General features: G+C 62.1%; 22 protein-coding genes. 11 read left to right on the top strand and 11 right to left on the bottom strand.

Annotated features, from left to right (window positions below):
• The first annotated feature begins 27 nt into the window (after nucleotides 1–27).
• Nucleotides 28–366 carry a TIGR01244 family sulfur transferase gene (locus tag ASD31_RS02485; protein WP_056328791.1) on the top strand — a complete coding sequence of 113 codons (339 nt, stop codon included), beginning with the start codon at nucleotides 28–30 and terminating at the stop codon, nucleotides 364–366.
• Nucleotides 367–416: 50 nt separating this feature from the next.
• Here the strand turns inward: ASD31_RS02485 and ASD31_RS02480 are convergent, their stop codons facing one another.
• Genes ASD31_RS02480 through ASD31_RS02470 form a run of 3 tightly spaced genes read right to left on the bottom strand, consistent with a single transcriptional unit; the run spans nucleotide 417 to nucleotide 3,992 of the window.
• Nucleotides 417–2,063 (bottom strand): thiamine pyrophosphate-binding protein, encoded by a 1,647-nt coding sequence (locus ASD31_RS02480; protein ID WP_056328788.1) that lies wholly within the window; start codon nucleotides 2,061–2,063, stop codon nucleotides 417–419.
• A gap of 28 nt (nucleotides 2,064–2,091) precedes the next feature.
• Nucleotides 2,092–3,048 carry a DMT family transporter gene (locus ASD31_RS02475; RefSeq protein ID WP_056328784.1) on the bottom strand — a complete coding sequence of 319 codons (957 nt, stop codon included), beginning with the start codon at nucleotides 3,046–3,048 and terminating at the stop codon, nucleotides 2,092–2,094.
• The gene (locus tag ASD31_RS02470) at nucleotides 3,045–3,992 is read right to left on the bottom strand and encodes an alpha/beta fold hydrolase (protein ID WP_056328780.1); all 948 of its coding nucleotides are present in this window, start codon (nucleotides 3,990–3,992) and stop codon (nucleotides 3,045–3,047) included. The genes ASD31_RS02475 and ASD31_RS02470 overlap by 4 nt, the downstream gene beginning before the upstream one ends.
• Nucleotides 3,993–4,250: 258 nt before the next feature.
• Between ASD31_RS02470 and ASD31_RS02465 the strand changes: the two genes are divergently transcribed.
• From ASD31_RS02465 to metF, 4 genes are all read left to right on the top strand, one after another.
• Nucleotides 4,251–4,949 carry a ribonuclease T2 gene (locus tag ASD31_RS02465; RefSeq protein ID WP_244483731.1) on the top strand — a complete coding sequence of 233 codons (699 nt, stop codon included), beginning with the start codon at nucleotides 4,251–4,253 and terminating at the stop codon, nucleotides 4,947–4,949.
• A gap of 92 nt (nucleotides 4,950–5,041) precedes the next feature.
• Nucleotides 5,042–6,691, top strand: coding sequence for an energy-dependent translational throttle protein EttA (gene ettA, locus ASD31_RS02460; RefSeq protein ID WP_056328774.1), 1,650 nt, complete (start codon nucleotides 5,042–5,044; stop codon nucleotides 6,689–6,691).
• 167 nt (nucleotides 6,692–6,858) lie between these two features.
• On the top strand, nucleotides 6,859–7,887 hold the full coding sequence (locus ASD31_RS02455) for an ArsR/SmtB family transcription factor (protein ID WP_056328772.1): 1,029 nt from the start codon (nucleotides 6,859–6,861) through the stop codon (nucleotides 7,885–7,887).
• Nucleotide 7,888: 1 nt separating this feature from the next.
• Complete coding sequence (metF, locus tag ASD31_RS02450; protein WP_056328769.1) at nucleotides 7,889–8,812, top strand: methylenetetrahydrofolate reductase [NAD(P)H]; 924 nt, start codon at nucleotides 7,889–7,891, stop codon at nucleotides 8,810–8,812.
• 483 nt (nucleotides 8,813–9,295) lie between these two features.
• On the opposite strand, the gene ASD31_RS02445 is transcribed toward metF, so the two are convergent.
• A complete protein-coding gene (locus ASD31_RS02445) occupies nucleotides 9,296–10,246 on the bottom strand; it encodes a DMT family transporter (protein ID WP_056328766.1) in 951 nt (316 codons plus the stop codon).
• An 87-nt stretch (nucleotides 10,247–10,333) separates the two neighbouring features.
• Between ASD31_RS02445 and ASD31_RS02440 the strand changes: the two genes are divergently transcribed.
• Nucleotides 10,334–11,779 carry a cation:proton antiporter gene (locus tag ASD31_RS02440; RefSeq protein ID WP_244483730.1) on the top strand — a complete coding sequence of 482 codons (1,446 nt, stop codon included), beginning with the start codon at nucleotides 10,334–10,336 and terminating at the stop codon, nucleotides 11,777–11,779.
• Here ASD31_RS02440 and ASD31_RS02435 read toward each other — a convergent pair.
• The 4 genes from ASD31_RS02435 to ASD31_RS02420 all read right to left on the bottom strand — a co-directional run bounded on the left by ASD31_RS02435 (nucleotide 11,766) and on the right by ASD31_RS02420 (nucleotide 16,028).
• A complete protein-coding gene (locus tag ASD31_RS02435; protein ID WP_056328762.1) occupies nucleotides 11,766–12,962 on the bottom strand; it encodes a lytic murein transglycosylase in 1,197 nt (398 codons plus the stop codon). The genes ASD31_RS02440 and ASD31_RS02435 overlap by 14 nt on opposite strands.
• Before the next feature lie 141 nt (nucleotides 12,963–13,103).
• A complete protein-coding gene (locus ASD31_RS02430; RefSeq protein ID WP_056328759.1) occupies nucleotides 13,104–13,904 on the bottom strand; it encodes a GH25 family lysozyme in 801 nt (266 codons plus the stop codon).
• A gap of 208 nt (nucleotides 13,905–14,112) precedes the next feature.
• Nucleotides 14,113–14,781: a class I SAM-dependent methyltransferase gene (locus tag ASD31_RS02425; RefSeq protein ID WP_056328756.1), complete on the bottom strand. Its 669-nt coding sequence runs from the start codon at nucleotides 14,779–14,781 to the stop codon at nucleotides 14,113–14,115.
• A complete protein-coding gene (locus ASD31_RS02420) occupies nucleotides 14,778–16,028 on the bottom strand; it encodes a DUF3419 family protein (protein ID WP_056328753.1) in 1,251 nt (416 codons plus the stop codon). Before ASD31_RS02420 ends, ASD31_RS02425 begins: the two co-directional genes overlap by 4 nt.
• A gap of 145 nt (nucleotides 16,029–16,173) precedes the next feature.
• On the opposite strand from ASD31_RS02420, the gene ASD31_RS02415 reads away from it, so the two are divergent.
• Entirely contained in the window at nucleotides 16,174–17,751 is a 1,578-nt protein-coding gene (locus ASD31_RS02415; RefSeq protein ID WP_082520369.1) for a putative bifunctional diguanylate cyclase/phosphodiesterase, read from the top strand.
• 89 nt (nucleotides 17,752–17,840) lie between these two features.
• Nucleotides 17,841–19,190: a serine hydrolase domain-containing protein gene (locus tag ASD31_RS02410; RefSeq protein WP_056328746.1), complete on the top strand. Its 1,350-nt coding sequence runs from the start codon at nucleotides 17,841–17,843 to the stop codon at nucleotides 19,188–19,190.
• Between the two features lie 33 nt (nucleotides 19,191–19,223).
• Here the strand turns inward: ASD31_RS02410 and ASD31_RS02405 are convergent, their stop codons facing one another.
• The 3 genes from ASD31_RS02405 to ASD31_RS02395 all read right to left on the bottom strand — a co-directional run bounded on the left by ASD31_RS02405 (nucleotide 19,224) and on the right by ASD31_RS02395 (nucleotide 22,206).
• On the bottom strand, nucleotides 19,224–20,156 hold the full coding sequence (locus tag ASD31_RS02405; protein WP_056328743.1) for a lytic transglycosylase domain-containing protein: 933 nt from the start codon (nucleotides 20,154–20,156) through the stop codon (nucleotides 19,224–19,226).
• Between the two features lie 116 nt (nucleotides 20,157–20,272).
• Nucleotides 20,273–20,911, bottom strand: a complete 639-nt coding sequence (locus ASD31_RS02400; RefSeq protein ID WP_056328740.1) for a LysE family translocator — start codon at nucleotides 20,909–20,911, stop codon at nucleotides 20,273–20,275.
• A gap of 80 nt (nucleotides 20,912–20,991) precedes the next feature.
• Nucleotides 20,992–22,206 carry a pyrophosphate--fructose-6-phosphate 1-phosphotransferase gene (locus ASD31_RS02395; RefSeq protein WP_056328737.1) on the bottom strand — a complete coding sequence of 405 codons (1,215 nt, stop codon included), beginning with the start codon at nucleotides 22,204–22,206 and terminating at the stop codon, nucleotides 20,992–20,994.
• A gap of 465 nt (nucleotides 22,207–22,671) precedes the next feature.
• On the opposite strand from ASD31_RS02395, the gene ASD31_RS02390 reads away from it, so the two are divergent.
• The 3 genes from ASD31_RS02390 (at nucleotide 22,672) to ASD31_RS02380 (ending at nucleotide 24,896) form a co-directional block, all read left to right on the top strand.
• Nucleotides 22,672–23,379, top strand: coding sequence for a J domain-containing protein (locus tag ASD31_RS02390; protein WP_056328734.1), 708 nt, complete (start codon nucleotides 22,672–22,674; stop codon nucleotides 23,377–23,379).
• Nucleotides 23,376–24,140 (top strand): N-acetylmuramoyl-L-alanine amidase, encoded by a 765-nt coding sequence (locus ASD31_RS02385; protein ID WP_056328732.1) that lies wholly within the window; start codon nucleotides 23,376–23,378, stop codon nucleotides 24,138–24,140. Before ASD31_RS02390 ends, ASD31_RS02385 begins: the two co-directional genes overlap by 4 nt.
• 228 nt (nucleotides 24,141–24,368) lie before the next feature.
• On the top strand, nucleotides 24,369–24,896 hold the full coding sequence (locus tag ASD31_RS02380; protein ID WP_056328729.1) for a lytic transglycosylase domain-containing protein: 528 nt from the start codon (nucleotides 24,369–24,371) through the stop codon (nucleotides 24,894–24,896).
• The last annotated feature ends 132 nt before the right edge of the window (nucleotides 24,897–25,028 follow it).

Below are 25,028 nucleotides of genomic sequence, written 5' to 3'. Positions count from 1 at the left end.
GGACATTGTTTTTGAGGAAGCACAGCCATGGACATTCGCCAGATCGACGATGAATATTCGGTCACCGGACAGATTTCCGTCGAGGACCTCGATGCGATCAAGGCGATGGGATTTCGGTCGATCGTCTGCCATCGCCCGGATTTCGAGGAGGCCGGCCAGCCGCAATTCGAAACCATCGCCGCCCGCGCGCGCGAACTCGGGCTTTCGATCACCCATATCCCGGTCGGTCCGATGGGCGTGACGCCGGAAGCGGTGAGCGGCATGGTCGACGCGCTTGACGATTTCGAGCGGCCGATGCTCGGCTATTGCCGCTCCGGCGCCCGCTCGACCAATGTCTATCAGCAGACAAGGTCCATCCGTAATTGATGATTGCGACACGCGCCATAAAGGCGCGTGTCGCCTGAACCGTTCGGCAATCAGCCGTTCCGGATCTGGCTCAGCGTGCGCGTCGGCGTGATCGCCTCCGGATCGAGCCTGATCTCGATGATCGATGGCTTTCCGCTCGCACGGGCGCGTTCGAAGGCGCCGGCGAAATCCTCCGTCTTTTCCACGAGTTCCCCATGGCCGCCATAGGCGCGGGCAAAGGCGGCAAAATCCGGATTGGTGAGATCGGTGCCGCTGACCCGACCGGGATAATCCCGCTCCTGGTGCATGCGGATCGTGCCGTAGATCCCGTTGTTGACGACCACCGTGATGATCGGCAGGCCGTAGCGCACGGCGGTGGCGAATTCCTGTCCGTGCATCATGAAGCAGCCGTCGCCGGCAAAGCAGATCACCTCGCGCTCGGGAAAGAGCTGCTTGGCGGCGACCGCGGCCGGCAGGCCATAGCCCATCGAGCCGGAGGTCGGCGCGGCCTGCGTGTTGAACCGGCGGAACCGGTGGAAGCGGTGCACCCAGGTGGCGTAATTGCCGGCGCCATTGGTGAAGATCGTGTCCTCGGCGGTGTTTTCCTCGATGAACCGCATGATCGGCCCCATCTGCACCGGACCCGGACCCGTTTCCGGCGGCGTCGACCAAGCGAGATAGGCCTGGTGCATTTTTGCCGCGCGCCCCTGTGAGGCCGGCGCTTTTTCCGGCTTCACGTTTTCAAGAGCGGCTGCGAAATCGGCGGGTGCCGCGACGATTGCCAGGTCCGGGCGGTAGACACGACCAAGTTCGCTCGGATCGGGATGCACATGAACCAAAGTCTGGTTCGGATAGGGTACGTTCAGCAGCGTATAGCCGGATGAGGGCATTTCGGAGAAGCGGCCGCCGACCAGGAGTACGAGGTCGGCCTTGCGGATTTCCTCGGCGAGCGCCGGATTGATGCCGATGCCCACGTCTCCGGCGTAGTTCGGATGCTGATGGTCGAACAGCATCTGCCGGCGGAAGGAGCAGCCGACCGGCAGGTCGAAACGCTCGGCAAAATCCTGGAATTGTCTGACCGCCTCTTCGCTCCAACGGGTGCCGCCGAGAATGGCGATCGGTCGCTCCGCCTGGGCAAGCAGCGTTTCGAGCGTCTTGACCTGGGCAGGACCCGGATGGCTTTCCACTGGCATATAGGGTTTGGCAGCCGGCGCCTCGGTCTCCTGGGTCAGCATGTCCTCGGGCAGGGTGAGCACCACCGGGCCGGGGCGCCCCGATGTCGCGATCGCGAAGGCACGGGTGACGAATTCGGGGATGCGGGCGGGGTCATCGATCTCGCCGACCCATTTGGCGATTTCGGTGAAGGCGCGGCGATATTCGATTTCCTGGAAGGCTTCGCGTTCGCGCGCGTCGCGCTGGACCTGGCCGATGAACAGGATCATCGGGATCGAATCCTGCCTCGATATATGCAGGCCGGCCGAGGCGTTCATGGCGCCGGGGCCGCGGGTGACCATGCAGATGCCCGGCTCGCCGGTCAGCCTGCCCCAGGTGTCGGCCATCATCGCTGCGCCGCCTTCCTGGCGGCACACCAGAACCTCGATATCGGTATCATACAGCGCGTCGAGCACGGCGAGATAGCTTTCTCCCGGCACGCAGGAGACCCGCTTGACGCCGTTTGCCTTCAGGGCTTCGACGATCAATTGTCCGCCTGTCTTCATGTTCATTCCTCCAAAGTCCTTTAAAATGTCAGATGGTTGGCGATACCGGCGCGACGCCGGCACTCTTTCCGATGCTGCGCTCTCGCCAGATGATGTAGAGGCCGGACGCGATGATGATCGCGATCCCCAGCCATTTCAGGGCATCCGGAAAATGCTGGAAGACCAGCCAGCCGAAGATGGTTGCCGAGACGATCTCCAGATATTGCAGCGGCGCCAGAACCGAGGCGGGGGCCGCCCGGTAGGCATAGACGCCGAGCACGCCGGAAATGGTGGCGGCGACGCCGACGCCGAGCAGGTAGAACGCCGCCGTGACGTCCGGCACGACCGGATCGAAGACCTCGGAACCACTGCCCTGGCCGGCATAAAGAATGATGCCGCAGAAGACCGCGCCCCAGATGCCGGCATGGAGTTGCATCGACCAGGGATCCTCGTTCTGCGCGACCATGCGGGTGATCAGCAGGAAGACGGCAAGCCCGAAGGCCGAGACGACCGGCAGCAGCGCGATCCAGCCGACCTCCTGCATGCTCGGCTGAATGACCAGCAGGGCGCCGAGGAAGCCGACGGCGCAGGCGGTGTAGCGCCGCCATCCGATGGTTTCCTTGAGGAAGATGCTGCCGAGGATCGTCAGGATGATCGGCTCGACGAAGAAGATCGCGATGGCATCGGCCACCTCCATGACCTTCAGTGTGGTGATGAAGGTTATCATGGTAACAACGAGAAGGCCGCCGCGCAGCATATGCAGTCCGGTTTTCCGCCAGGTCAGATCGAACAGCGTGCCGCGCATGAGAACGATCGGCAGGATAAAGAGGATCTGCAGGACGAACCGTGCGGCGGTGATCTGCGCCGCCGGGACGGTTGCGATCGCAAGCTTGGCGAAGATATCGATGAGCGGCGAAATCAGCACCGAGATCACCATCAGCACCAGGCCGAACGAGATATCGCCGTCCCTGCCGTTCGCTTGGCCTGTTGCGGAGATCGTGGTCATGCCGGCACCTGCCGCCGCTCTCGAGCGACCGTCAGGCACCAGTTCGCAAACTCTTCCATGGCGCCGTCACGATCGATCTCGTTGAGCGTTTCGTGGCGCATGGTGGGATAGACCCGCGTGCTGACGCGGGAAAAGCCGAGAGCCTGGAGGCGCTTTGCCAGCCAGCGGATTTCCCGTCCGCCGTTGGTGGCCGGGTCTTCGCCGCCGCCGACAAGATGGATTGGAAGCGCGCGAGGAAGCCTGCGCAGCCGCTCCGCTCTTGCGCCGGAAAATGTAAGGTCGAACAGGTCGATCCACAGCGAGACGCTGGCATCGAAGCCGCAGAGCGGGTCGTCGACATATTTTTCGACTTCGGCCGCATCATGCGACAGCCAGTCGAAGTCCGTCTTCGGATTGGCCACCGACTTGCCCCAGGCTCCGAATGTCAGTCTCGGCAGCAGGCCGCTCGGAACGTCGGAGCCTTTCAGCATCTTCTCGATAGCGAGGATGACCTGCGCGGCGCGTCCGGCTGAGCCCGGGTTGAAATTCGAATTCCACACCGCAAGACCGTCATAGAGAAGAGGATCCTCTTCCGCCGCATTGAGCGCGATCAGGCCGCCCATGGAATGGCCGAACAGGATGAGCGGCAGCCCCAGATGCCGGCCGGCGGCCAGGTCCCGCATCGCACGAACATCGGAAAGCACTTTTTTGACGCCGCCCTCAGCGGCATAGCGGCCAAGCGGCGCATCGGCTGCACGGGTGGCGCCATGGCCCCTATGGTCATGCGCATAGACGTGGAAGCCGCGCTCGGCCATGAAGCCGGCAAAGCGCTCGTAGCGGGCGGCGTGCTCCGACAATCCGTGGCTGATCATCAGCACGCCCTGTTCGGACGCCGCCGCGGGCTGAAAGCGCCAGGCAAGGCGGGCGCCGCTCGGGCTATCAAACGTCTCGACCTTGGCAAACACCCCAATCCTCCACAAGCGAGGTTTCCGCGCCTATCCATTTATCAACTTGATTTGTCAGGCAAAGGCAATCGCGGCTTTGTGCTTGTTTCGCATCAGGTCAGAAAATATCCGTCGGATGCAAATTGAGAGTTGCAATATTCCCGTTTTCACCCTTTAATGATCTTGTTTTGTTCTTGTGGAGGAAGGGCAATGAGGGGGAAATTCAAAATACGACCGGTCTTGCTTTGGCGTCGGCTCGGCCTAGTCATGATGCTTATAATGGCTGCCGGTCCATGCCTCGCACAGGAGACGGCGGCCTCGCTGAAAGGAAGGACCGAACATATCCTGGCCGTCAGCTGGCAGCCCGGATTCTGCGAAACGCGGCCGGATCGCAAGGAATGTTCCGGACAAAAGGCGCAGCGGTATGATGCGACGCATTTTTCCCTGCATGGCCTGTGGCCGATGAAGAAGAGCTACTGCGGCGTGGCCGCCGATATGCGAGCCCTCGACCGCAAGGGCAACTGGCTGGACCTGCCGAAGCCGGCTGTGGACGAGGATATTGCCGCAAGGCTGCTGATCGCCATGCCCGGAACGCAATCCGGTCTCGACCGGCATCAATGGTTGCGCAGCGGCACTTGCCAGGGCGGTACGGCACAGGATTATTTCACCCGGCAGCTCTCGCTCCTTGACGAACTCAACCGGTCCGCGGTGCAGGCGCTGTTTGCCGGGCGCATTGGCAATCAGGTAACGGAGACCGAGATCAAGCAAGCCTTCGATGCAAGCTTCGGCAAGGGAGCCGGCGAGCGGGTGCGGATGCGCTGCCGGAAGGCAGGTGCGCGTAGCGTCATCACCGGCCTGACGATCGGACTTGCCGGCGATCTTTCCGCCGGCACCGGCCTTTCCGGCCTGATCCTTGCCGCCGGCAGCACCGATTTCAAATGCGGCAAGGGGATCGTCGATATGGCCGGCATTCAGTGAATGGCGTGGCTGGAGCCGGTTTCTTCATTGCTCCCAGGGGATAATTCGCCTACATAGCGGGCAAAATTCCATTCCCTCGGAGCAGTCTCTCTATGGCACGTCAATTCATCTATCATATGTCCGGGCTGAACAAGTCCTACGGCGCCAAGAAGGTGCTGGAGAATGTCAATCTGTCCTTCTACCCGGACGCCAAAATCGGTATCCTCGGCCCCAACGGCGCCGGCAAATCGACGGTGCTGCGCATCATGGCCGGCCTCGACACGGAATATACCGGCGAGGCGTGGGTGGCGGAAGGCGCGACCGTCGGTTATCTCGCGCAGGAGCCGCAGCTCGACCCGACGAAGACGGCGATGGAAAACGTCATGGAGGGCGTGGCCGACAAGACCGCCATCCTCGAGCGCTACAACGAGCTGATGATGAACTATTCCGACGAAACGGCGGAAGAGGGCTCACGGCTTCAGGACATCATCGACGGGCAGAACCTCTGGGATCTCGAAAGCCAGGTGGAAATGGCGATGGACGCGCTTCGCTGCCCGCCGGGCGACGCCGATGTCACCAGCCTGTCGGGCGGCGAGCGCCGCCGGCTGGCGCTGTGCAAGCTGCTCCTGTCGAAGCCCGACCTTCTGCTGCTCGACGAGCCGACCAACCATCTGGACGCCGAAACCATCGGCTGGCTTGAAAATCATCTGCGTCAATATCCGGGCGCCGTGATGATGATCACCCACGACCGCTACTTCCTCGACAATGTCACCGGCTGGATTCTCGAGCTCGATCGCGGCCGCAGCATTCCCTATGAGGGCAATTACTCGGCCTATCTGCTGGCCAAGGCCAAGCGCATGCAGCAGGAAAATCGCGAGGATGCCTCGCGCCAGAAGGCAATCAGCCGCGAGCAGGAGTGGATCGCTTCCAGCCCGAAGGCACGCCAGTCGAAATCGAAGGCCCGCATCAAGGCTTATGACGAGTTGGTCGAAGCCGCCGACAAGATGCGCCCGGGCGACGCGCAGATCATCATCCCGGTCGGCGAGCGGCTTGGCCAGGTGGTCATCGAGGCCGAGAACATCACCAAGGGCTATGGCGACCGCGTCCTGATCGAGGACCTGACGCTGAAGCTGCCGCCCGGCGGCATCGTCGGCGTCATCGGTCCGAACGGCGCCGGCAAGACGACCTTGTTCCGGATGATCACCGGCCAGGAAAAGCCGGACAGCGGCTCCTTCCGCGTTGGCGATTCGGTCAAGCTCGGCTATGTCGACCAGAGCCGCGATGCGCTCGACGGCGACAAGACCGTCTGGGAGGAAATCTCCGGCGGTGCCGAAGTCATCAAGCTGGGCAAGTTCGACATGAACTCGCGCGCCTATTGCGGGGCCTTCAACTTCAAGGGCGGCGACCAGCAGCAGAAGGTCGCCAATCTCTCGGGCGGCCAGCGCAACCGCGTCCATCTCGCCAAGATGCTGAAGAACGGCGGCAATGTGCTTCTGCTCGACGAACCCACCAACGACCTCGACACCGAGACGCTGGCGGCGCTCGAGATCGCGCTCGAGAATTTTGCCGGGTGCGCCGTCATCATCAGCCATGACCGCATGTTCCTCGACCGGCTGGCCACCCATATCCTCGCCTTCGAAGGCGACAGCCATGTCGAATGGTTCGAAGGCAATTTCGAGGATTACGAAAAGGACAAGATCCGCCGCCTCGGTCCAGAATCGGTCAATCCGAGCCGGGTCAGCTACAAGCGGCTGACGCGCTGAATTTGTCGGGCCCGCCCATCAAGGATGGCGTCATTCGGCATATCTGTTGGAGAGGCGGTCCTGGTGGCCGCCTTTTCGTTTTGGAGGAGCGGTCTCCGACATATTTCATCTTGCAGGCGACAGGAAAATCACATAAACATATCTTTATGTGTTGATGAGGTGTGTGAATGGCTGCGGAACCGGGTCTGGGACTGGACGAACTGGTCGATATTCTGAAGGCCGCCGGCGAGCCGACGCGCCTGCGGCTCCTGGCTCTTCTTGCCGCCGGGGATCTTACCGTCACCGATCTTACCGAAATTCTCGGCCAATCGCAGCCACGGATTTCCCGCCATCTGAAGCTCCTGGCCGAAGTCGCCCTGATCGATCGCTATCAGGAAGGTGCCTGGGCCTATTTCCGCCTTAAGGGGGAAGGATCGGGCGTCGCGCTGGTGCGCGACCTCCTTTTGGTTGCCGATGGCGGTGATGCCGTGTTGAAGCGGGATGCCGAAAGGCTTTCGACGCTCAAGCATGCGCGCTCGGAAAAGGCGCAGGCCTATTTCAGCCGCAACGCGTCCGAATGGGATGAACTGCGCCGGCTGCATGTCCGTGAGGAGGATGTCGAGGCGGCACTCAAGGCCGTTGTCGGCTCGGAGGCCGTCGATGGCCTTCTCGATCTCGGCACGGGCACCGGCCGTATCCTGCAGTTGTTCGAGGGCATCTACGAGCGTGGGGTCGGCGTCGATGCCAGCCGCGACATGCTGGCGGTGGCCCGCGCCAATCTTGATCGCGCCGGCATCACAAAGGCCTCGATCCGTCACGGCGATATTTTCAATCTGCCGCTCGACGGGCGCCAGTTCGACCTCGTCACCATCCATCAGGTCCTGCACTTCCTGCAGCAGCCGGATGCGGCAATTGCAGAGGCGGCCCGCATGCTTTCCCCGGGCGGTCGCCTGGCGATCATCGATCTTGCCCCGCACACCCTGGAATATCTGCGCGACGAGCACGCTCATATGCGCCTCGGCTTTTCGCGCGAAACGATGGCGGACTGGCTGGAAAAGGCGGGCCTGAGCGTCGAGCAGGTCGTCGATCTCAAGCCGGAAACGGACATGGACCGGCAATTGACGGTCACCATCTGGCTTGCCCGCGACCTCCGGCAGGCCGCAGTCTCAGATGCATCCGCCGGCGCGCGTGCGCTGGCCCGTGCCGGGAGGGCATGACATGGCGATCCACACTCTCTATCCGGCCGAGCGCGGCAATCTGCGGCTGTCCTTCGAATATTTTCCGCCCAAGACCGACGAGATGGAGGCGCAACTTTTCCAGACCGCTGCAGACCTCTGCGCTTTCGATCCGCATTTCGTGACGATGACCTATGGCGCCGGCGGCTCCACCAAGGCGCGCTCCCTGACGGCCGTGCGCCGGATGATCCATGAGATGGGCGTCGCCAATACGGCGGCGCATCTGACCTGCGTCGGCGCCACCAAGGTGGAGGTCGATGCGATCGTCACCGAATTCATCGACAGCGGCGTGCGCCATTTCGTGGCGCTGCGCGGTGATCCGCAAGGCGGCATCGGCGCCTGCTACGAGCCGTTTCCGGGCGGTTATGAAAGTTCCGCCGCCCTGGTGGCAGCGATCCGCGCAAGAGGCGATTTCGAGATTTCGGTTTCCGCCTATCCGGAAAAACATCCCGAAAGCCGCGATGTCGATGCCGATATCGATATGCTGAAGCGAAAGGTCGACAGCGGCGCGACGCGGGCATTGACCCAGTTCTTTTTCGACAATGACGATTTCGAGCGCTATCTCGAACGCGTGCGGCGCGCCGGCATTGCCATTCCTGTCGTGCCGGGCATCCTGCCGATCAACAATCTGGCCCAGGTGCGAAAATTTGCCGGTCTGTGCGGCGCGAGCGTCCCCGATGCCATCATCGCGCGGCTCGCCCATCTGGACGAGAGCCCACAGGAGCGTCTCAAGGAGGCGACCCATATCGCTGCTGAACAGATCGTGGATCTGGCGCGCCGGGGCCTGCGCGACTTTCATATCTATACGATGAACCGCTCGCCGCTTGTCGCCGGCGTCCTGGATCTCGTCGGCTTCGAGCGCCGGGCACCTGCCTCGGCGCAACGATCGGCCGGGGCCGCCGCCTGATTGGTGTTCGTTCAATGAAAAAACCCTTGAAGCCGCCGGCTTCAAGGGTTTTTTGATTTTCGGCAGACTTCCGCGAACTACGCTCCTGAAAGAGCCTCTATCCGTCGCTGCTGCAATTTATGTGTGTATTAAAAGTCCCTGTGTGACCGACTGAACTGCTCGTCTTGTACTCGTCAGATGAAAAGCATGGTCGCTACGAATACGAACGCTGCACTTATCAAGAGGACATTCAACGAATGTGTAATTCCCATAACCGGCCCTCCTTGCGTGGACGATTAAAAGATAGGGTGAAAATGTCACGCGCGAAAGGAAAAGTTATGCTGCGATGCAGCATCTAGGGGTGGAAAAATGGTTATGCACAGGCCTAACTCCATGATGAAAAAACTCTTTCTGGCGCGCCACAATTTTTTCACAATGTCTTCAAATCGGTTAATGTAACGCAGTGAAACCTGCCGTGAGTGGCCGATAAGGCACATTCCGGCATCAACTGATTCCGCGATTTCCAGCTCGCCGCTGCAGGATGCGCCCGTCGAGCACGACCAGCCCGATCGTGATCAGCAGCATGCCGGCCATGTCGGTCGGCTGGAGCGTTTCCCCTAAGAACAGGAAGCCGAGCAGGATGGCGCTTGGCGGCACCAAAAGGGTGACGAGCGAGGTATTGGTCGCTCCGGCCCGGCCAAGGATGCGGAAGAACAGAATATAGGCATAGGCCGTCGAGACCAGCGCCAGCGCCAGCACAGAAAGGATCGTCGTCAGCGGCGGAACCGGCAATTGCCATGGCGTATCGACGACCAGCGACAGCGGCAGCATGATCAGCGCCGAGGCGGTCAACTGCCCCGCGGCCGTCACCGGTGGCGCAAGCCCGCGGAAGCGCTTGCTGTAGGTTCCGGCAAAACCGTAGCTGACGGCTGCAACAACCGGAAACAGGAGCGCCCAGAGAGGGATGCCGCCATCCGTGCTTGTGAGGCCGGGCAGGGCGCTGGGGCCGACCAGCACCGCCGTTCCGGCAAGCCCGAGCAGGCAGCCGGCAATCTTGGCGATGCTCAGTTTCTCGTCCTGGGTCATCGCATTGGCGATCAGCACAGTCCAGACCGGCGTCGTGGCATTGAGGATAGCGGCAAGGCCGGCGCCGATCTCCGTCTGACCGAGAAAGATGAGGGTATGGGGGATCGCGTTGTTGACCAGCCCCAGCAGCAGGAATTGGCGCCAGCGGGCCCGCAATTCGCGGTAGATGTCGTAGCGGCCGCGAATATAGACATGCAGCGCAAGAGCCGCCAGCGCCACCCGCAGAAGGACGAGCGTGAAGGCCGGCACATGCTGGATGGCAATACGGGCGAAGAAGAATGAGCCACCCCAGATGAGCCCCAACAAGACCAGAAGCCCCCAGGTGGCAAGGGTCATCCGGTTCTGTACGCCGTCAATTTTTGCATGCATGCGACTTGACCTTGCCCCGCCCATTCGGATCATGGCGGAGATTAGAGTTCGCGGAATGGTTTCGCCACCCGATTCTCGATGTCTCCCATGGAAACGAAGGACGATCTGCTGGAGCCCCTGACAACATTTTTGACGACGACCCATTCTGTCACCACGCATGCGGCTGCGGGTGCCGCACATGACGGGCAGGGACTGATCTCCATCGCGATCGTGATTGCCGTCGCGGCCTTTCTGGGGCTGGGGTTCCTGCGGCTGCGCCAGCCGCCGCTGGTCGGCTTCATCCTGGCCGGTATTGCGCTCGGGCCAACCGGGCTCGGTTTGATCTCCAGTAGCGGCAATGTCACGCTTCTTGCTGAAATGGGCGTGGTGGTGCTTTTGTTCTTCGTCGGCATGGAATTGTCGATCAAGGCTTTCGTGCTGAGCCTGCGCCAGGCGGTGCCGGTTGCCGGCGGCCAGATCGTCGCTGCCCTTTTCGCCGCCGGGCTGATCAGCCTGATCACCGGGGCGAGCCTGGCGGAAGGGCTGATCCTCGGTTTCGTCATCGCCATGTCGTCTACCGTCGTCGCCATGAAGATGCTGGAGGACATGGGAGAATTGCGCAGCGACACCGGCCGGATCGCCGTCGGCGTGCTGATCGCGCAGGATATCGCTGTGGTGCCCATGCTGATCCTGGTCTCCAGCCTTGGCGGCGAGACGCTCGAGATCGGCACGATCGTCGTCAAGATGCTGATCGCCATCGGCCTGCTGGCGGCGCTGCTCTGGTGGTTCGGCCGCCATGGCAAGCTGCGCGTCCCGTTCAGCGAGACCGTCGAGGACAAGGTCGAGATTCTGGCGCTGGGCGGGCTTGCAGTTTGTTTCGGCGCGGCCGCGATCTCGGGCATAGCCGGGATGTCGCCGGCCTATGGCGCCTTCCTGTCTGGTATCGTGATCGGCAATTCCACCCTGCGCAGCCGTATCATTCCCGTCATCGAGCCGATCCAGAGCGTGCTGCTGGTGGTTTTCTTCCTGTCGATCGGCCTGCTGATCGACCTTGCCTTCGTCGGCGAGAATTTCTGGACGGTTCTGAGCGCCGCCCTGATCGTGATCGCCGCCAAGACGGTCCTCAACATCTTCCTGTTGCGAAAGACCGGATCATCGCCGCATGTGGCGCTGGTCGCCGGCCTGTCGATGGCGCAGATCGGCGAGTTTTCCTTTGTGCTGGCGGCCGCCGGCCTTGGCGCCGGCGTGCTCCAGTTCGATACCTACAAGGTGGCGATCGCGGTCACTGCCGTTTCGCTGCTGGTATCGCCGCTCTGGGTCAGCATGATGCACCGGCTGGAAAATATCGCTTCCGAACATCTGTCGACCTATCGCAAGGCCTTTTCCGTTGCCTATGCAGGCGAACTTCGCGAATTGTCGAGGCACAGGGCGGCGCTTGCCGGCGCCCGGCGGCTGCTGAAACTGCGCTATCGCGCCTTCCGCAAGGCGCGCCACCACCGGCGCCGCGCAAACGCGCAACGTCGGGACAGCGGTGCGGATATCAAAGGGCGTTGAGAATGCCTTCCGTCGCCCAGCCATCGGCGGGCAGGCCGAGGCGCTGCTGCTCTTTCTGCAGAGCGGCGCGCGTGCCGGAGCCCAGAATACCGTCGATCTTGCCGACATCGTGCCCCTTGGCCTGCAATTTGGCCTGGAGCGTTTTCATGCCCTCGTCGCTCAGCCCCGGTTCGGGCGAACCCGCCTCATAGGGCGGGGCGCCGGCCAGCCGCGTGGCGAAATAGGCGGCCGATGTCGTGTAGATGAAGGACTGGTTCCATTCCAGATAGACATTGAAATTGGGGTAGGTCATGAAGGCGACGCCGCGGCGTCCCTGCGGCACGACGACGGAGGCAGGCAGGTCGGCGAAGGCGGTGTTGCCGTCGCGTGGCGCGACGCCGAGCGCGAACCAGTCACCCGCCGTCATGCCCGATTGCAGCCCGGTCTTTTCCCAGGGCAGGTTTTCCGGCAGCTTAACCTCCTGGATCCAGGGCTGGCCTGCGACGAAACCAAGGCTCTTGATGAATTTCGCGGCCGTCAGGATGGCGTCGGGGGAGCTTTGCTTGAGGTTGACATGGCCGTCGCCGTCGCCGTCCATGCCTTGTGCGATAATGTCTTCCGGCAGCATCTGGACCTGCCCGATTTCGCCGGCCCATGCGCCCGTGGTCGTTTCCGGGTCGAGGTCGCCATGCTGGACCATCTCGATGGCCGCGATCAGCTGCGGGCGGAACATTTCCGGGCGGCGGCAGTCATGGGCCAGCGTGACGAGCGCGTTGCGGGTGTTGAAATCGCCCTGCACGGCGCCGAAATCGGTCTCCATCGCCCAGAAGGCGGCGATCACCGGCGCCGGGACGCCGAACTCCTTTTCCGCGCGCTGGAAGACGGCGGCATATTCCTTCATCTTTTTGGCGCCGATATTCAGCCGCGCCTTGCTGACGGTGCGTTCTGAAAATTCTGTGAAACTCTGCTTGAAGACGCCCTGTGCCCGGTCGCGGCTAAGCACCTTTTCCGAGATCGCCGCGCCGGCCAATGCGCGCTCGACGGTTTGCACCGGAATGCCCTTGGCCACCGCCTCGGCTTTCACGCCCTCGAGGAATGTCGCGAGATCGCCACCGCAAGGCGCCGCCGGCTGCTGTGCGAGCGCGCCCGTGGCGAGTGTGAGGAAGCCGAATGAAAAAAGGGAGCGCAGTGTGCCGCGTGTCATCGCAAGTCCTTGCTGTCGTGCCGCCGTCCCGGGAGGAACACGGCATGGCCCGGAAAACGGGCCGTTCTCGGTTTGAAACTCATAGCGGCCGCTGTCGCACGCCAATGGGGCGGAAAGAAGAAACCGGCACCTTCGAAAGGCCTAATTCGAGGCCTGTTCGCGGGCTTTCGAGACCGCTGCCACCCAACTGGTCCAGTTCTTCTTCGAGCCGGCAAAGACGTTGATGTCAGTATTGCCGCCAATGCCCGGAATGACGCCGGTGCTGGTATATTGCCAGAAGGCCCAGCGGCGCTCCGGATAGATCTCGGTCGGATGCGCCGCGACCGAGCGGACCCAGAAATGATAATCGTTGAACTGCCCGACGAGATTGTCGCGGTGGAAATCGACGGACGTATAGATGATGGGTCGCTTTCCGTAGTGTCGCTCCAGCCGGTCCATGAAGCGCTTCATCTCCGTCTGCACGGTCAATGGCGAGGGGCGGTAGCGGCAGGTCTTGGATTCGCTGTTCCATTCGACGTCGAGCACCGGCGGCAGCTGGACTGCGTTTTTCGGTACATTGGCGATGAACCAGTCCGCTTGCTGGTCGGCGGTCGAGCAGAAGTAATAGAAATGGTAGGGCGCATAGGGCAGGCCGGCGGCACGGGCCTGTGGCCAGTATTCGCTGAACTTCGCATCGATCCTGTCCTTGCCTTCGGTCGCCTTGATGAAGGCAAAGGAGACGCCGGACGCCTTCACCTTGCCCCAATCGATATCGCCCTGCCATTTCGAGACGTCGATGCCGTGGATGGTGTGGTGATGCGGCGTGCGCTGGCCGAAATCCTGCGGATCCTTGTCCTGGAATTTTGGCGGAATGGATGCGGTGGAAACGAGATCGTAATCCGTCGAGGTGCAGCCGGCAAGAAGCGTCAGGATAGGCAGAAGAGCCAGGTATAGCCGGCGCATGAGGTCCCCGTTCCGAAACGATCGATTGTGCTGCCTCACACGATGATATCCGCTGATGTGAATTCCCCGGAGGCCCTTGCCTCATTTCCATCATATCATCGTAAAAAATGAGTTAGTTTCAAGCGGCAATTGTCAAAGCGATGCCGCAATCGCGAAACAGGCGATACCGCAGCTTCATCGACTATCAATCAAGATCATTACGTGGGGCTTACGGCGGCGCACCGGCGGGGCGGCGCAGGATGAAAAGCCAGGCATAGCCGCGACCGATCGCGCGGTACCCGATCGAGCCGCCGAGCCTTGAGGCCTGATCGGCAAGGACCGTCTGCAGCCTATCGCGCGGGGTGACGTCGAACCGCTTCAGCCAGGCCTGCAGGACCCGCCGGCAGAGAGGCGGCAGGCACTCCTGCTGGCCAAAATCGACGATGTGGAGCGAGCCGCCCGGATTGAGCGCCGCGACGGCGGCCTCGATTGCCCCTTCCCAGTCCGGGATCATCGACAGCGCATAGGAAATGAGGATGCGGTCGAAGCCTGTTTCGCCGAAATCGCCCGCGTCGAAATCGGTCGCGTCGGCGATGCGCAGGACCGCGCCGGATGTCTCGCCCAGTTTCGCCCGTGCGGAGATCAGCATCTCCGCCGAGATATCGAGCCCGAACAACCGGGCGCGGGGAAATCGTCGGCCTGTCAGCGCCAGATTGCGGCCGGTGCCACAGCCGATTTCCAGCACGCTGCCGCCGGCGGGAATGTCGAGCCCGAGGATCGCCGTATCACGGCCGAGAAGATAATATTTGCGCGTCGCATCATAGATGTGCCGCTGGAGGCGGTACATCCGGTCCATGCGGTGGGCATGCTCGCGCGATCTGTCGTCGACGGCCGTCATGCGGCCTTCCGGTAGATATGAAATCCGCCATAGATCGCCGACCGATCCTTCAGGTTGAGCGCCTGCGAACGATCGGCCTCATAGTGCCACTGCGAAAGCAGGGCCGGCGAGACGCGGCCTTCGACAAGGCTGGCGCAGGCAGCGGTGCGGAAGATGATCATGGCGCCCTCTGCGGCCGTGCGGCTGATTTCCGTCCACAATGCGTCCAACTGCGCGTCGGACATCCAGTCCTGCGCGTCGAGCAGCACGTAGCGATCGACCGACCCTGCCATTTTTCCGGCCAGGAGGGTGGTGATGCTTTCCTGATGGACGCGGACGCGCTCCGTATTGGCGCGGATCGTCTCGTGACGGCCGGCCTGCAGATAGTCCGGAAGCTCGCCCTCCTGCGGCAGGGGGTAACGGCGGGCAAAGGCCTGCCAGGCAAAATAGTTTTCCTTCAGCGGGAAGTGGCAGGCGAGCTTTTCGAGCCTCTGCCGCAGGACGTGGGCAAGCGATCTTTCGTCGCTCAGGCTTGCCAGCGCATCGAATTGCTGCGGCGGGATCCCCAGCCCGAAGAGCGAGCTTTTGCGACGGGTGATCCAGCGGATCAGCGGCCGCTCGAACAGCGGCGCCAGGCGCTCGTCGAAGAACCGCCTTTGTTCGCGCATTGACCGGGCCTCGGCGAGGCCGCGCGGATCGACGCCGTGCAGCCGGGCGATAAGATGGCCAAGGCCGATAAAGCGGCCGAGAAGGCCGGTGCGATAGATGTTCCTGCCGAAAACCGCGATGCGTCTTTGCCCGTTCAGGCCGCGGGCATTCCAGTATCGGCGTGTCGCGGCATCGAGTTTCGGCGCGATGAACAGATCATAGGCGTGGATATTGCTTTGAAGATCATGGCGCGCGAGGAAGCGCACCACGTCCGGATGTCCCGGCAGATGGCGGAAGGCCGCAAGCTTCAGTCGGTTGAGCGCCACATGATGGGCGTTGAGATCAACCACGTCGATGCGCTCGGGCGCTGCCGACAGATAGGCGAGCATGTTGCAGCCGCCCGATCCGATGGTGACGATGTGATGCTCCGGGCGGATCTGCATCGCCTCCATATCGACAGCCGGATCCTCCCATATCTGCGGATAAACGAGACCTGAAAAGAGCAGTCCAAAGACCCGTTCGGAAAGCCCGGCCGGCGTCAGCGCGGCGTGCTGGACCAGCGCGGTCTTCAATTTGTGATTTGAGGTGCGATAGCCTGCATCGGGGGCGAGATCGGTCATGTAAGCCTGCCATCCGTTGACGATGGGCGAGCTTCTAAGGCATGCACGCTACACTTTCATGACGGCGCGCTTATGTGAATTCTCATCCATAAGAATTGATTAAGTTTGTACATGTTAAATAAGCCCTCTTCTTCGAGGCGCTAGCATGATGTTGAAAGCTATTTTGCCGAAATCGGAGCGATGCTATGCCGTCGCCGGCGCAGCAATCGGGGCGCTTTCCCCGGCTTTGTGCATCTTCTATGATCGGCTGGCGCAAACGTCCGGCGGGCTCTGGGCCAATGGAATGCCGGCTTCGGCGGTGATCGCCGCCGGTGTCATGCCGCTTGTCGGCGGAATGCTGTTCCATCAATGGGGAGCCTGCCGCAGCCGGCTGGTGCGGGAACTCGACCTGCGCCGCCGGACCGAGGAAAATCTGTCGCGCATCGTGCACACCGACCAGTTGACCGGCATGGCCAACCGCTTCGCGCTGGAGCGCGACATTCGCGACCGGCTGTCCGGTGGCTCGGCGGTTGGGGATCGCAGCGCGCTGCTGCTCCTTGATCTCGACCGCTTCAAGTTCGTCAATGATTCCATGGGGCACGATGCCGGCGATGAATTGCTGGTGGCGCTCGGGCAACGGTTGATCGAGGCGATGGCGGGAACCGCCACTGTCTATCGGCTAGGCGGCGACGAATTCGTCATCGTTATTGCCGGCACGCCTTCCGACGGCAAGATCGAAGACATCTGCCTGACCATCAAGAACCTGTTTGCCGAACCCTTCCAGCTTTCCGCCGCGCAATTCTGGACGGGCGGCAGTGTCGGTGTCGCCTATATCGAACCGGACGACCGCTCGATGTCGGCGGTGCTCAAGCGGGCTGACCTCGCGCTCTACAAAGCCAAGGAAATCGCCGGCAACAGCCACAGGGTCTATGAACCGCATATGGCCGTGGAGGCGACGCGGAAGGGAGAGATCGAATATGATCTTTCTCGGGCCTTGGCGGCCGGCGAGTTCTTTCTCGAATACCAGCCGATCGTCGGCATCGAAAGCCGCGCCATCCGCTCCTTCGAGGCGCTGATTCGCTGGCGGCATCCGCAAAAGGGCATCATTCCGCCGGACCGGTTCATCGGTGCCGCCGAGAAGACCGGCCTGATCCTGCCGATCGGCAACTGGGTGGTTCGGACGGCCTGCCTGGAGGCCGCGCGCTGGCCGGCGCCGACCGGCGTGGCCGTCAATGTCGCCGGAGACCAGTTCAAGGATCGCGCCTTCGTTGCGCATGTAAAGGCCTGCCTGGCCGAGGCCGGCCTTGCGCCCGGACGCCTGACGATCGAGGTTACCGAATCGATTTTCTCCGTCGATGCCGCCATCATCAGCGACAGTCTTACCGAACTGCGCGCCCATGGCGTCCGCATCGCGCTCGACGATTTCGGCATCGGCTTCTCCTCGATCAACAATCTGAGGCGGTTCCCGCTCGACCAGCTCAAGGTAGACCGGTCCTTCACGCGCTCGATGATGGGCAATCAGCGCGATGCCGAACTCGTCGATATCATCCTGCAGCTCGGAAACACGTTTCAGGTATCGACCACGATCGAGGGGATCGAAACCGAGGGGCAGATGGAGTTCGTGCGGGCACTCGGTGCTTCGGAAGCCCAGGGTTTCCTGATTTCCCGGCCGGTTTCCGCGCAGGAGGCAATGGCGATTTTGAAGCGCGAGCCGCAGAAGATCGCGGCCGTCTCAATGGGTTAGAGCCCTATCTCGCCAAAGTGATTGCGATCAAGCCTTTCTAAAAACCGAGAATCCTGTTTTGCTGGCGGCAGTAAAGCAGGGAAGTGCATATGGGCAGGAAATGGTTATGGCTTGCGGGATCGGTGTCGACCGCCATTGCGGGCGTCGTCGGCTGGCTGGTCGTTGCACCGCCGGAGCTCCTGAGCGTCGGCGATGGCTATGCGGCAAAGATCGTCTGCTCCAATGTCTTCATTGCCGGCCGGGACGCCGACGCGGTCCTTGCTGAGGATGTCCAGGCACCCGGACACCCGCTTCTGCGGCTGGTGCGCATATCGGTGGACGAGACCCGCAAGACGGTGACGGCGCGCATGTTCGGGTTCGCCGCGCCGGGCCATGCAATCTATCGCGAAGGACTCGGCTGCACCAATGTTACCCAGGGGGAGTTCGCGGCCTTTCCCGGAAACCGCCAGCTTCGCCGCAGGCCGTTGCAACTGGACGAAGCGAAATCCTGGCCGGATGGCAGTGGCACGGCCGTCGTTCCGGCGGTGCAGGCGCTGGTGGCCGATACGCAGCTCGCCGGTCCCGGCATGCGGGCCATCGTCGTCGTCAAGGACGGCCGGATCATCGCCGAGGACTATGGCAAGGGGTTCAGCCACGCCACGCCGCTTCTCGGTTGGTCGATGACCAAATCGGTGACGGCCGCGCTGGTGGGGCTTCGCATCCGTGACGGCGAGATGGCGCTCGACCGGACCGAGCTTCTGCTGCAATGGCGCAATGACCAGCGCAGCAAGATCGCGCTTGCCGATCTCATGGCCATGCAGAGCGGCCTTCAATTCAACGAGGATTATGGCGACGTCACGGATGTCACCCGGATGCTCTATCTGGAGGGCGACATGGCCGCCTTTGCCGCGGAGAAGCCGCTGGAGGCGGAACCCGGCCAGCGCTTCAGCTATTCAAGCGGCACCTCCGCGATCCTGTCGCGGCTGTGGATGAGCACGTTCGACAGTGTAAGAGAGGCGCTGACCTTTCCGCGCGCTGCCCTGTTCCGTCCGCTCGGCATGGCAAGCGCGGTGCTGGAGCCGGATGCGCACGGCACCTTCGTCGGCTCCTCCTATATGTATGCGACGGCGCGGGACTGGGCGCGATTCGGGCTTTTCCTGCTTCAGGACGGCAATTGGAACGGCGAGCGGATATTGCCGGAAGGCTTTGTCGCATTCATGCATACGCCCACCAAGGCATCCGGCGGTCGCTACGGGGCAGGGCAGGTGTGGACGAAGTTCGGCAAGGGGGAAGGGCCGCCGCTGCCCGATGACGCCTATTGGCTTCAGGGGCATGACGGACAGACGATGATGCTGGTGCCCTCGCTCGGTCTGGCCGTGGTGCGGCTCGGCCTCACCCCGTCGCGCAGCGGCTACGATGCGCGCCTGTTGCAAGCCAGGATCGTCGAGGCGGTCGATTGATCGCGTAGGGAATGTGGAGGGCGCGGCTCGCGCCTATTTCATGCCGAGCTTTTCGAGCAGGCCTTTGCGCTTGGCATGGTAATAATAGCCGCTCGCATAGAGCTTGACGGCGCCGTCATTCTGGTTGTCGGCCACCATCCAGGCGCCGGCCAGGTATTTGGTGGCGTATTTCAGATTGGTTTCGGCGTCGAACAGGCCTTCGGCCGTTCCGGTATATCCGAGCCCCTTGGCGGTGTTGTAGCGGATCTGCATGAGTCCGTAATTGCCGCTGTTATAGGCGCGCGGATTATAGGTGCTTTCGCGCTTCACGACGCGATGAACCAGCTCTTCCGGGATATTGTTCAGCTTGGCATAATAGGCGATCAGGCGATCGAGTTCCGGACGGGAGCTCGTCGGCTTTTCAACGAGGCCGAGCGAGGCGGGGATGGCCTTGGCCGCGGCATAGGCCTTTTCGCCAAGCGTCGGCTTTGCCATCGGCACGATCATGTTCCTGGCGACCAATGTCTCGAGCCCGACCGGTTCGCCGGTATCGAAATCCGAATCCATGGCGGCGCCCATCATGAGGCCCGGCGGTATCTGCTGCGTGCGATCGCCTTTGGTCGGAACCAGGGCATTTGCGGTTTCAGGCAAGGCGGGCGGCGTTGCCGCCTGCGCGGATGCGGAAGCCTGCGGCGTTGTCGACACATCGGCCGCGACCGTATCGACTGGCTTCGCTTCCGCAGGGTTCATCATCGCCGTCTCGGCGGCAAGGGCAGCGCTTGTCGCGGTGGCCGCTCCATCCGGCGTCGGCAGGGCATAGGCCGTCATCTCCGTGCCCGGCTTTGCAACCGGCATGGCAGTCTGCACGGCCATCAACTGTTCCATCGGTGTTCGCTCGACGCTGGAGCAACCGGCCGCAAGAGCAGCCGAGATCAACGCGCAGGCCGTAAGAGCCGGTTTTGAAACGGAAAAACGATGTCTAGCCATGCTGTCGCTTTCGTGCTGTCAGGCCCCGCAGCCCCCGCAAATCAGCAGCTAGAAGCCGCCATTTGGGGAACTCCATTAACCCATGGGGCAATCGACCGCAAGCGCGGACGGATTTTTCAGGCCGTTGCCCGCTTCATGCCGGCCGTCAAAAGCCCGGCGCCGATCAGCAGGGAGCCGCCTGTCCGGTTGACGATGGCCTGGACTTTCGGCTTGCGGATCGTCTTTCCGGCAGCCGCTGCCAGCAGCGCGTAACCGGTCGCATTGAGCGTCGCGAGCGTCAGGAAGGTCACTTCGAAGATCAGCATCTGGTTGAACAGGGGACGGGCGGGATCGAGGAACTGCGGCAGGAAGGCGACGAAGAAGACGATGCTCTTCGGGTTCAGCGCCGTGACGATATAGGTGTGCAGGAAAATCCGCCCGGGTTTTTCCGCGGTGACGGAAGGCAGGCTGCCATCTGCGGCCTCGGCGACGATCGGTGCCCGCCACAGCTTGATGCCGAGCCAGACGAGATAGGCGGCGCCGACCCATTTCAGGACGGTGAAGATCGTGGCCGATGTCGAGAGCAGGGCGCCAAGGCCAAGCATGGAGGCGGTCATCGCCGTGAAATCGCCAAGCGCCACGCCCGCGACCGTTGCCGCGGCCACCTTGCGTCCATGCCCCAGCGCATAGGAAATCACCAGAAGAATGGTCGGGCCGGGTATGGCCAGGAGAATGGCGGATGCGGCGACAAAAGCCAGCCAGTGTTCGATCGACATGAAGGCCCCGTTTGCGAATTGGCGTCCCGGCGAGGGAGCCACGAACAAACGGAGCCGTCAACAGGTTTTGTCGGGCGTGGTCAGGCCGCCGGCGACCATTTCTGGCCGATGGCATCCATCACCTCGCCGAACCACTTTGCCGAGGTGTCGAAATGCTTGCCACCGCGGATGCGGGGGAATTCGATCGTACGCAATTTTCCGCCCTGGTCCTCGTCATGGCCGGTGACGCCGGAGACCTTGTTGAGAGCGCTTTCCACAGCCAGATCGACCATGCCCTGGATCAGCCTGAGGTCGTCGGGGTTGGCAGGTGCGGAACGGGCGTAATAGCCCGATTTCTGCACCATTGCGCGTTCTGCCCCGAGCAGCGAGGCGAACTGCTTGGAGAACCAGCCGCCGACATTGATGGTGTCGATCTTGACATGGCCGAAGGCGTCGCGCTTGACCGGTTCGCCGGAGGCTTCACGCTCGGCGACGACGGCGTCGAGGCAGGCGCCTTCGCTGACGAACAGGGTGACGAAGCCGGCCTTGTCCATGATCGCGCGCAGCCGTTCGGCCTCGGCTTCCAGGTTGAAGGCGGTTTCCGGCAGGTAGAGGCCGTCGATATTCTTCATCCTGGCGTTCATCATGAAGCCGTCGACGAATTCCTTGTCTTCGGTCATCTGGATATACGCGCGGGCGGTGGCAGCCGTCAGCCAGCCGCAATGGCGCCCCATTACCTCGTGCACGACGAGGGTGCGGGGAGCGGCACTCTGCTCGTTGCTGACGTGGTCGAAAAATTTCGCCCCATATTCCGCCGCCGTCCAGGCGCCGAGCGACTGGCGAATCGGCACCACGTCGTTATCGACGGTCTTGGGCAGGCCGACGACCGTGAGGTCGTAGCCATTGGCGCCGAGATAGGCGGCAAGATCGGCGGCCGTCGTATTGGTGTCGTCGCCGCCGATCGTGTGCAGGATGGTGACGCCGTCGCTGGCCAATCGCTCGGCCGCCACTCGCAACGGGTTCTGCCCCTCCGTGACCAGCTTGCGCTTGATGCAGTCGGCGGTATTGGTGAGCTTGACGCGGCTGTTGCCGATCGGCGAACCGCCGTGGCGATGGAGGATATGGGCCTTCTCGCGCATCCCTTGCGTGATCTCGATGCGGTCGGCGAGAAGGAGGCCCTGGTAGCCGGAGCGGTAGGCCACAAGTTCGATGTCGGGCGCGACATCGGTGTAGCGCTCGATCAGGCCGCCGACTGCGGATGAGAGGCAGGGCGCAAGCCCGCCCGCGGTCAGCATTGCAACTTTCTGTTTGGCCATTGTTCCTCCTCGGGGGTACGGCGAGATCGTCGGAGGCTTCTAGCGCAATTCCTGTGGAAGTTAAATGACAGTTGCCGGACGGTTTGACGAAGCAGGCGAACCGGACGACGAGCGGCCAAGCCATCATGGCTCCCGCGCGGGAAAAGCAATTTGGCGAGGCTCGATAGTTTGATGTCATCTGCCCGGAATGCCGGGCCGGACGGCGGGTTCAATGGCTTGCGCCGGAATTCACGGAATTGAGTGGCTAATAGTGAGGGCCATCACAAATTTGTCATTTTGGCCTTTTGTGCTACCCTGCAGCCTTGCATTTGAGACCGACTTCTGGTCATGCTGTATAGCGCGCCACCTGCCGGTCCGTGGCGCAGATCATGTCTGCCGCTTTGCCTTTCGTCGCATGGACGCCTGCCCGTGCCGCCGTTTCCTCAACGCGAGCTGGAACCAGCAACCATGGGAAAGAACGTGCCTATGTCATTGTGGGATCGTATCCTCAGCATCGTCGCCGCAACGGGCAATGCGCTTGCCGGTGTGGTCGAGGCCGTGCGGACGCTGCTGGAGGGAGATCCGGAAACGCGCCGCAAGGTGGCTTTCTCCGTCGCCATGATCGCCCTTTCCGCCAAGATGGCCAAGGCCGACGGCATCGTCACCGAGGCCGAGGTTTCGGCCTTCCGCGACATTTTCAAGTTTCCCGACGATCAGGCCCAGAATGTCGCCCGGCTCTACAATCTGGCCCGCCAGGATATTGCCGGCTACGAGGCCTATGCCGAGAAGATGGCCTCGCTCTGCGCCTCCTGCGATCAGGACTGCGCCATGCTTGAGGATATTATCGACGGGCTTTTCCACATCGCCAAATCCGACGGTGCCGTTCACGACAAGGAAATTGCCTTCCTGACGCGCGTTGCCCAGATATTCCGGATGGAGGAGCAGCGGTTCGAGGCGATCAAGGCGCGCCATGTCCATTTGGACGGAGCCGATCCCTACAAGGTGCTTGGCGTCTCCCCAAAGGATGATTTTTCGATCATCCGCAGGCGTTACCGGGTTCTGGTTTCGGAAAACCATCCCGACATGCTGGTCGCACGCGGCGTGCCGAAGGAGCTTTACGCCATTGCCAATGATCGCATGGCCGCGCTCAATGCTGCCTATGAAGCCATCGAGAAAGAACGCCGGGCTGCATGACGGGTTTTGCCTGCGATTATCCCGATGCGCGCGCCGTGCCGTCTCCCAATCACGGAGAGCGGGCTGACGGACGGGCGCCCGACATGATCATCCTGCACTATACAGGCATGGAGACCGCAACGGCGGCTCTCGACTGGCTCTGTCGCGAGGAAAGCCAGGTTTCTTCCCATTATTTCGTCCATGAGGATGGCAGGATAGATCAACTGGTGTCCGAGACCCGCCGTGCCTGGCATGCCGGGAAAAGCAGCTGGAAGGGCGAGACGGACATCAATTCCCGTTCGATCGGCATCGAAATCGCCAATACCGGCCATCCCGGCGGCCTGCCTGATTTCCCCTCCGAACAGATCGATGCGGTCGCGAAATTGTGTCGGAACTGCGGCGAACGCTGGTCTGTGGCGCCGGAAAGAGTGCTTGCCCACAGCGATATAGCCCCTATCCGCAAGGTCGATCCGGGAGAAAATTTCCCCTGGGAGAGACTGCATCGCGAAGGTGTCGGCCATTGGGTCGAGGCGGCGCCTATCGGCGGCGGCCGGTTTTTCCAGCGCGGCGACCAGGGACAGCCGGTCGAGGCGGTGCAGACGATGTTGTCGTTTTATGGTTACGCAGTTGAAGCAACAGGCATTTTTTGCGAGAAGACCGAGGGTGTCGTGGCCGCGTTCCAGCGCCATTTTCGGCAATCGCAGGTTGATGGCATCGCCGATATTTCGACGATCGATACGCTTCACCGACTGCTGACGGGATTGCCGGATTTCCGCCGGTGAAACGACCGCGCCATAGTGCCGGGGCGATCCGCCTTTAGGTCGCAATCTCATTAATTCCAGGGTCTGCCACATCATCACCACGATGCCCGGGTCTTTTGCCGGCACACCGAACCGCAGGCGTTGGGGGCCCAAGGCCTTGCCTGTTGATGATGAGAATTGGGGCGTGTGACGGCCGGGCGGGGTGCGCCCTTCGATCCGCCGCGCCTATATGTGGAGACTTCAAGCTAAATGAGAATATCGCATCTTGCTGCGGCTGCGGCATGCGTCTGCATGCTGTTTTCCGGGGTTTCGACGTCGTATGCCGGGGGCACCGACAAGACAATTACATCCAAGATCAAGCCGGTTACCCGCACCACGGGCTATGCGGCGCCGGGCACCTCGCTGAAATCCTCGGTCTATAGCGCATTGATCCAGAGCTACGCCAAGCAGTATGGCGTTCCCGCCGATCTCGCCCATGCCGTCGTCAAGGTCGAAAGCAACTTCAATCCGAAGGCGCGCGGCAGTGCCGGCGAAGTCGGGCTGATGCAGATCAAGCCGGCAACGGCGCGCATGATGGGCTATTCGGGCGGCAAGAGCGGTCTCTTCGATCCCGAGACCAATATCAAATACGGCATGAAATATCTCGCCGGCGCGCACAAGCTGTCGGGTGGTTTCACCTGCGGCACCATCCTTCGCTACAATGCCGGCCATGGCGCCAAGAAGATGAACCCGGTCTCGCGCCGCTATTGCGGCAAGGTCCAGAGCATCATCAACTGATCCAGGTGGCGGCGGCGGCGGCGGGGCGGGCGCTCTTTGCGCTCGCCGGGCTCCCGATCATCCGTCCTGGATTCCCGATCGCTGTCCGGACGTGATCCGCCAGCGATGGGATCGGCGGGGGATTTTCACATT

The sequence above is a fragment of the Rhizobium sp. Root482 genome (assembly GCF_001426565.1).
GTDB lineage: Bacteria > Pseudomonadota > Alphaproteobacteria > Rhizobiales > Rhizobiaceae > Pararhizobium.
The sequence above is the reverse complement of the archived record's forward strand: the minus strand, read 5'-3'. Positions and strand labels throughout refer to the sequence as shown.

What these genes read in the sequence shown, in the direction of transcription:
- ASD31_RS02485 (WP_056328791.1), top strand. Translation starts at nt 28, where the DNA reads ATGGACATTCGCCAGATCGACGATGAATATTCGGTCACCGGACAGATT.
- ASD31_RS02480 (WP_056328788.1), bottom strand. Translation starts at nt 2,063, where the DNA reads ATGAAGACAGGCGGACAATTGATCGTCGAAGCCCTGAAGGCAAACGGC.
- ASD31_RS02475 (WP_056328784.1), bottom strand. Translation starts at nt 3,048, where the DNA reads ATGACCACGATCTCCGCAACAGGCCAAGCGAACGGCAGGGACGGCGAT.
- ASD31_RS02465 (WP_244483731.1), top strand. Translation starts at nt 4,251, where the DNA reads ATGGCTGCCGGTCCATGCCTCGCACAGGAGACGGCGGCCTCGCTGAAA.
- ettA (WP_056328774.1), top strand. Translation starts at nt 5,042, where the DNA reads ATGGCACGTCAATTCATCTATCATATGTCCGGGCTGAACAAGTCCTAC.
- ASD31_RS02455 (WP_056328772.1), top strand. Translation starts at nt 6,859, where the DNA reads ATGGCTGCGGAACCGGGTCTGGGACTGGACGAACTGGTCGATATTCTG.
- metF (WP_056328769.1), top strand. Translation starts at nt 7,889, where the DNA reads ATGGCGATCCACACTCTCTATCCGGCCGAGCGCGGCAATCTGCGGCTG.
- ASD31_RS02445 (WP_056328766.1), bottom strand. Translation starts at nt 10,246, where the DNA reads ATGCATGCAAAAATTGACGGCGTACAGAACCGGATGACCCTTGCCACC.
- ASD31_RS02440 (WP_244483730.1), top strand. Translation starts at nt 10,334, where the DNA reads ATGGAAACGAAGGACGATCTGCTGGAGCCCCTGACAACATTTTTGACG.
- ASD31_RS02435 (WP_056328762.1), bottom strand. Translation starts at nt 12,962, where the DNA reads ATGACACGCGGCACACTGCGCTCCCTTTTTTCATTCGGCTTCCTCACA.
- ASD31_RS02430 (WP_056328759.1), bottom strand. Translation starts at nt 13,904, where the DNA reads ATGCGCCGGCTATACCTGGCTCTTCTGCCTATCCTGACGCTTCTTGCC.
- ASD31_RS02425 (WP_056328756.1), bottom strand. Translation starts at nt 14,781, where the DNA reads ATGACGGCCGTCGACGACAGATCGCGCGAGCATGCCCACCGCATGGAC.
- ASD31_RS02420 (WP_056328753.1), bottom strand. Translation starts at nt 16,028, where the DNA reads ATGACCGATCTCGCCCCCGATGCAGGCTATCGCACCTCAAATCACAAA.
- ASD31_RS02415 (WP_082520369.1), top strand. Translation starts at nt 16,174, where the DNA reads ATGATGTTGAAAGCTATTTTGCCGAAATCGGAGCGATGCTATGCCGTC.
- ASD31_RS02410 (WP_056328746.1), top strand. Translation starts at nt 17,841, where the DNA reads ATGGGCAGGAAATGGTTATGGCTTGCGGGATCGGTGTCGACCGCCATT.
- ASD31_RS02405 (WP_056328743.1), bottom strand. Translation starts at nt 20,156, where the DNA reads ATGGCTAGACATCGTTTTTCCGTTTCAAAACCGGCTCTTACGGCCTGC.
- ASD31_RS02400 (WP_056328740.1), bottom strand. Translation starts at nt 20,911, where the DNA reads ATGTCGATCGAACACTGGCTGGCTTTTGTCGCCGCATCCGCCATTCTC.
- ASD31_RS02395 (WP_056328737.1), bottom strand. Translation starts at nt 22,206, where the DNA reads ATGGCCAAACAGAAAGTTGCAATGCTGACCGCGGGCGGGCTTGCGCCC.
- ASD31_RS02390 (WP_056328734.1), top strand. Translation starts at nt 22,672, where the DNA reads ATGTCATTGTGGGATCGTATCCTCAGCATCGTCGCCGCAACGGGCAAT.
- ASD31_RS02385 (WP_056328732.1), top strand. Translation starts at nt 23,376, where the DNA reads ATGACGGGTTTTGCCTGCGATTATCCCGATGCGCGCGCCGTGCCGTCT.
- ASD31_RS02380 (WP_056328729.1), top strand. Translation starts at nt 24,369, where the DNA reads ATGAGAATATCGCATCTTGCTGCGGCTGCGGCATGCGTCTGCATGCTG.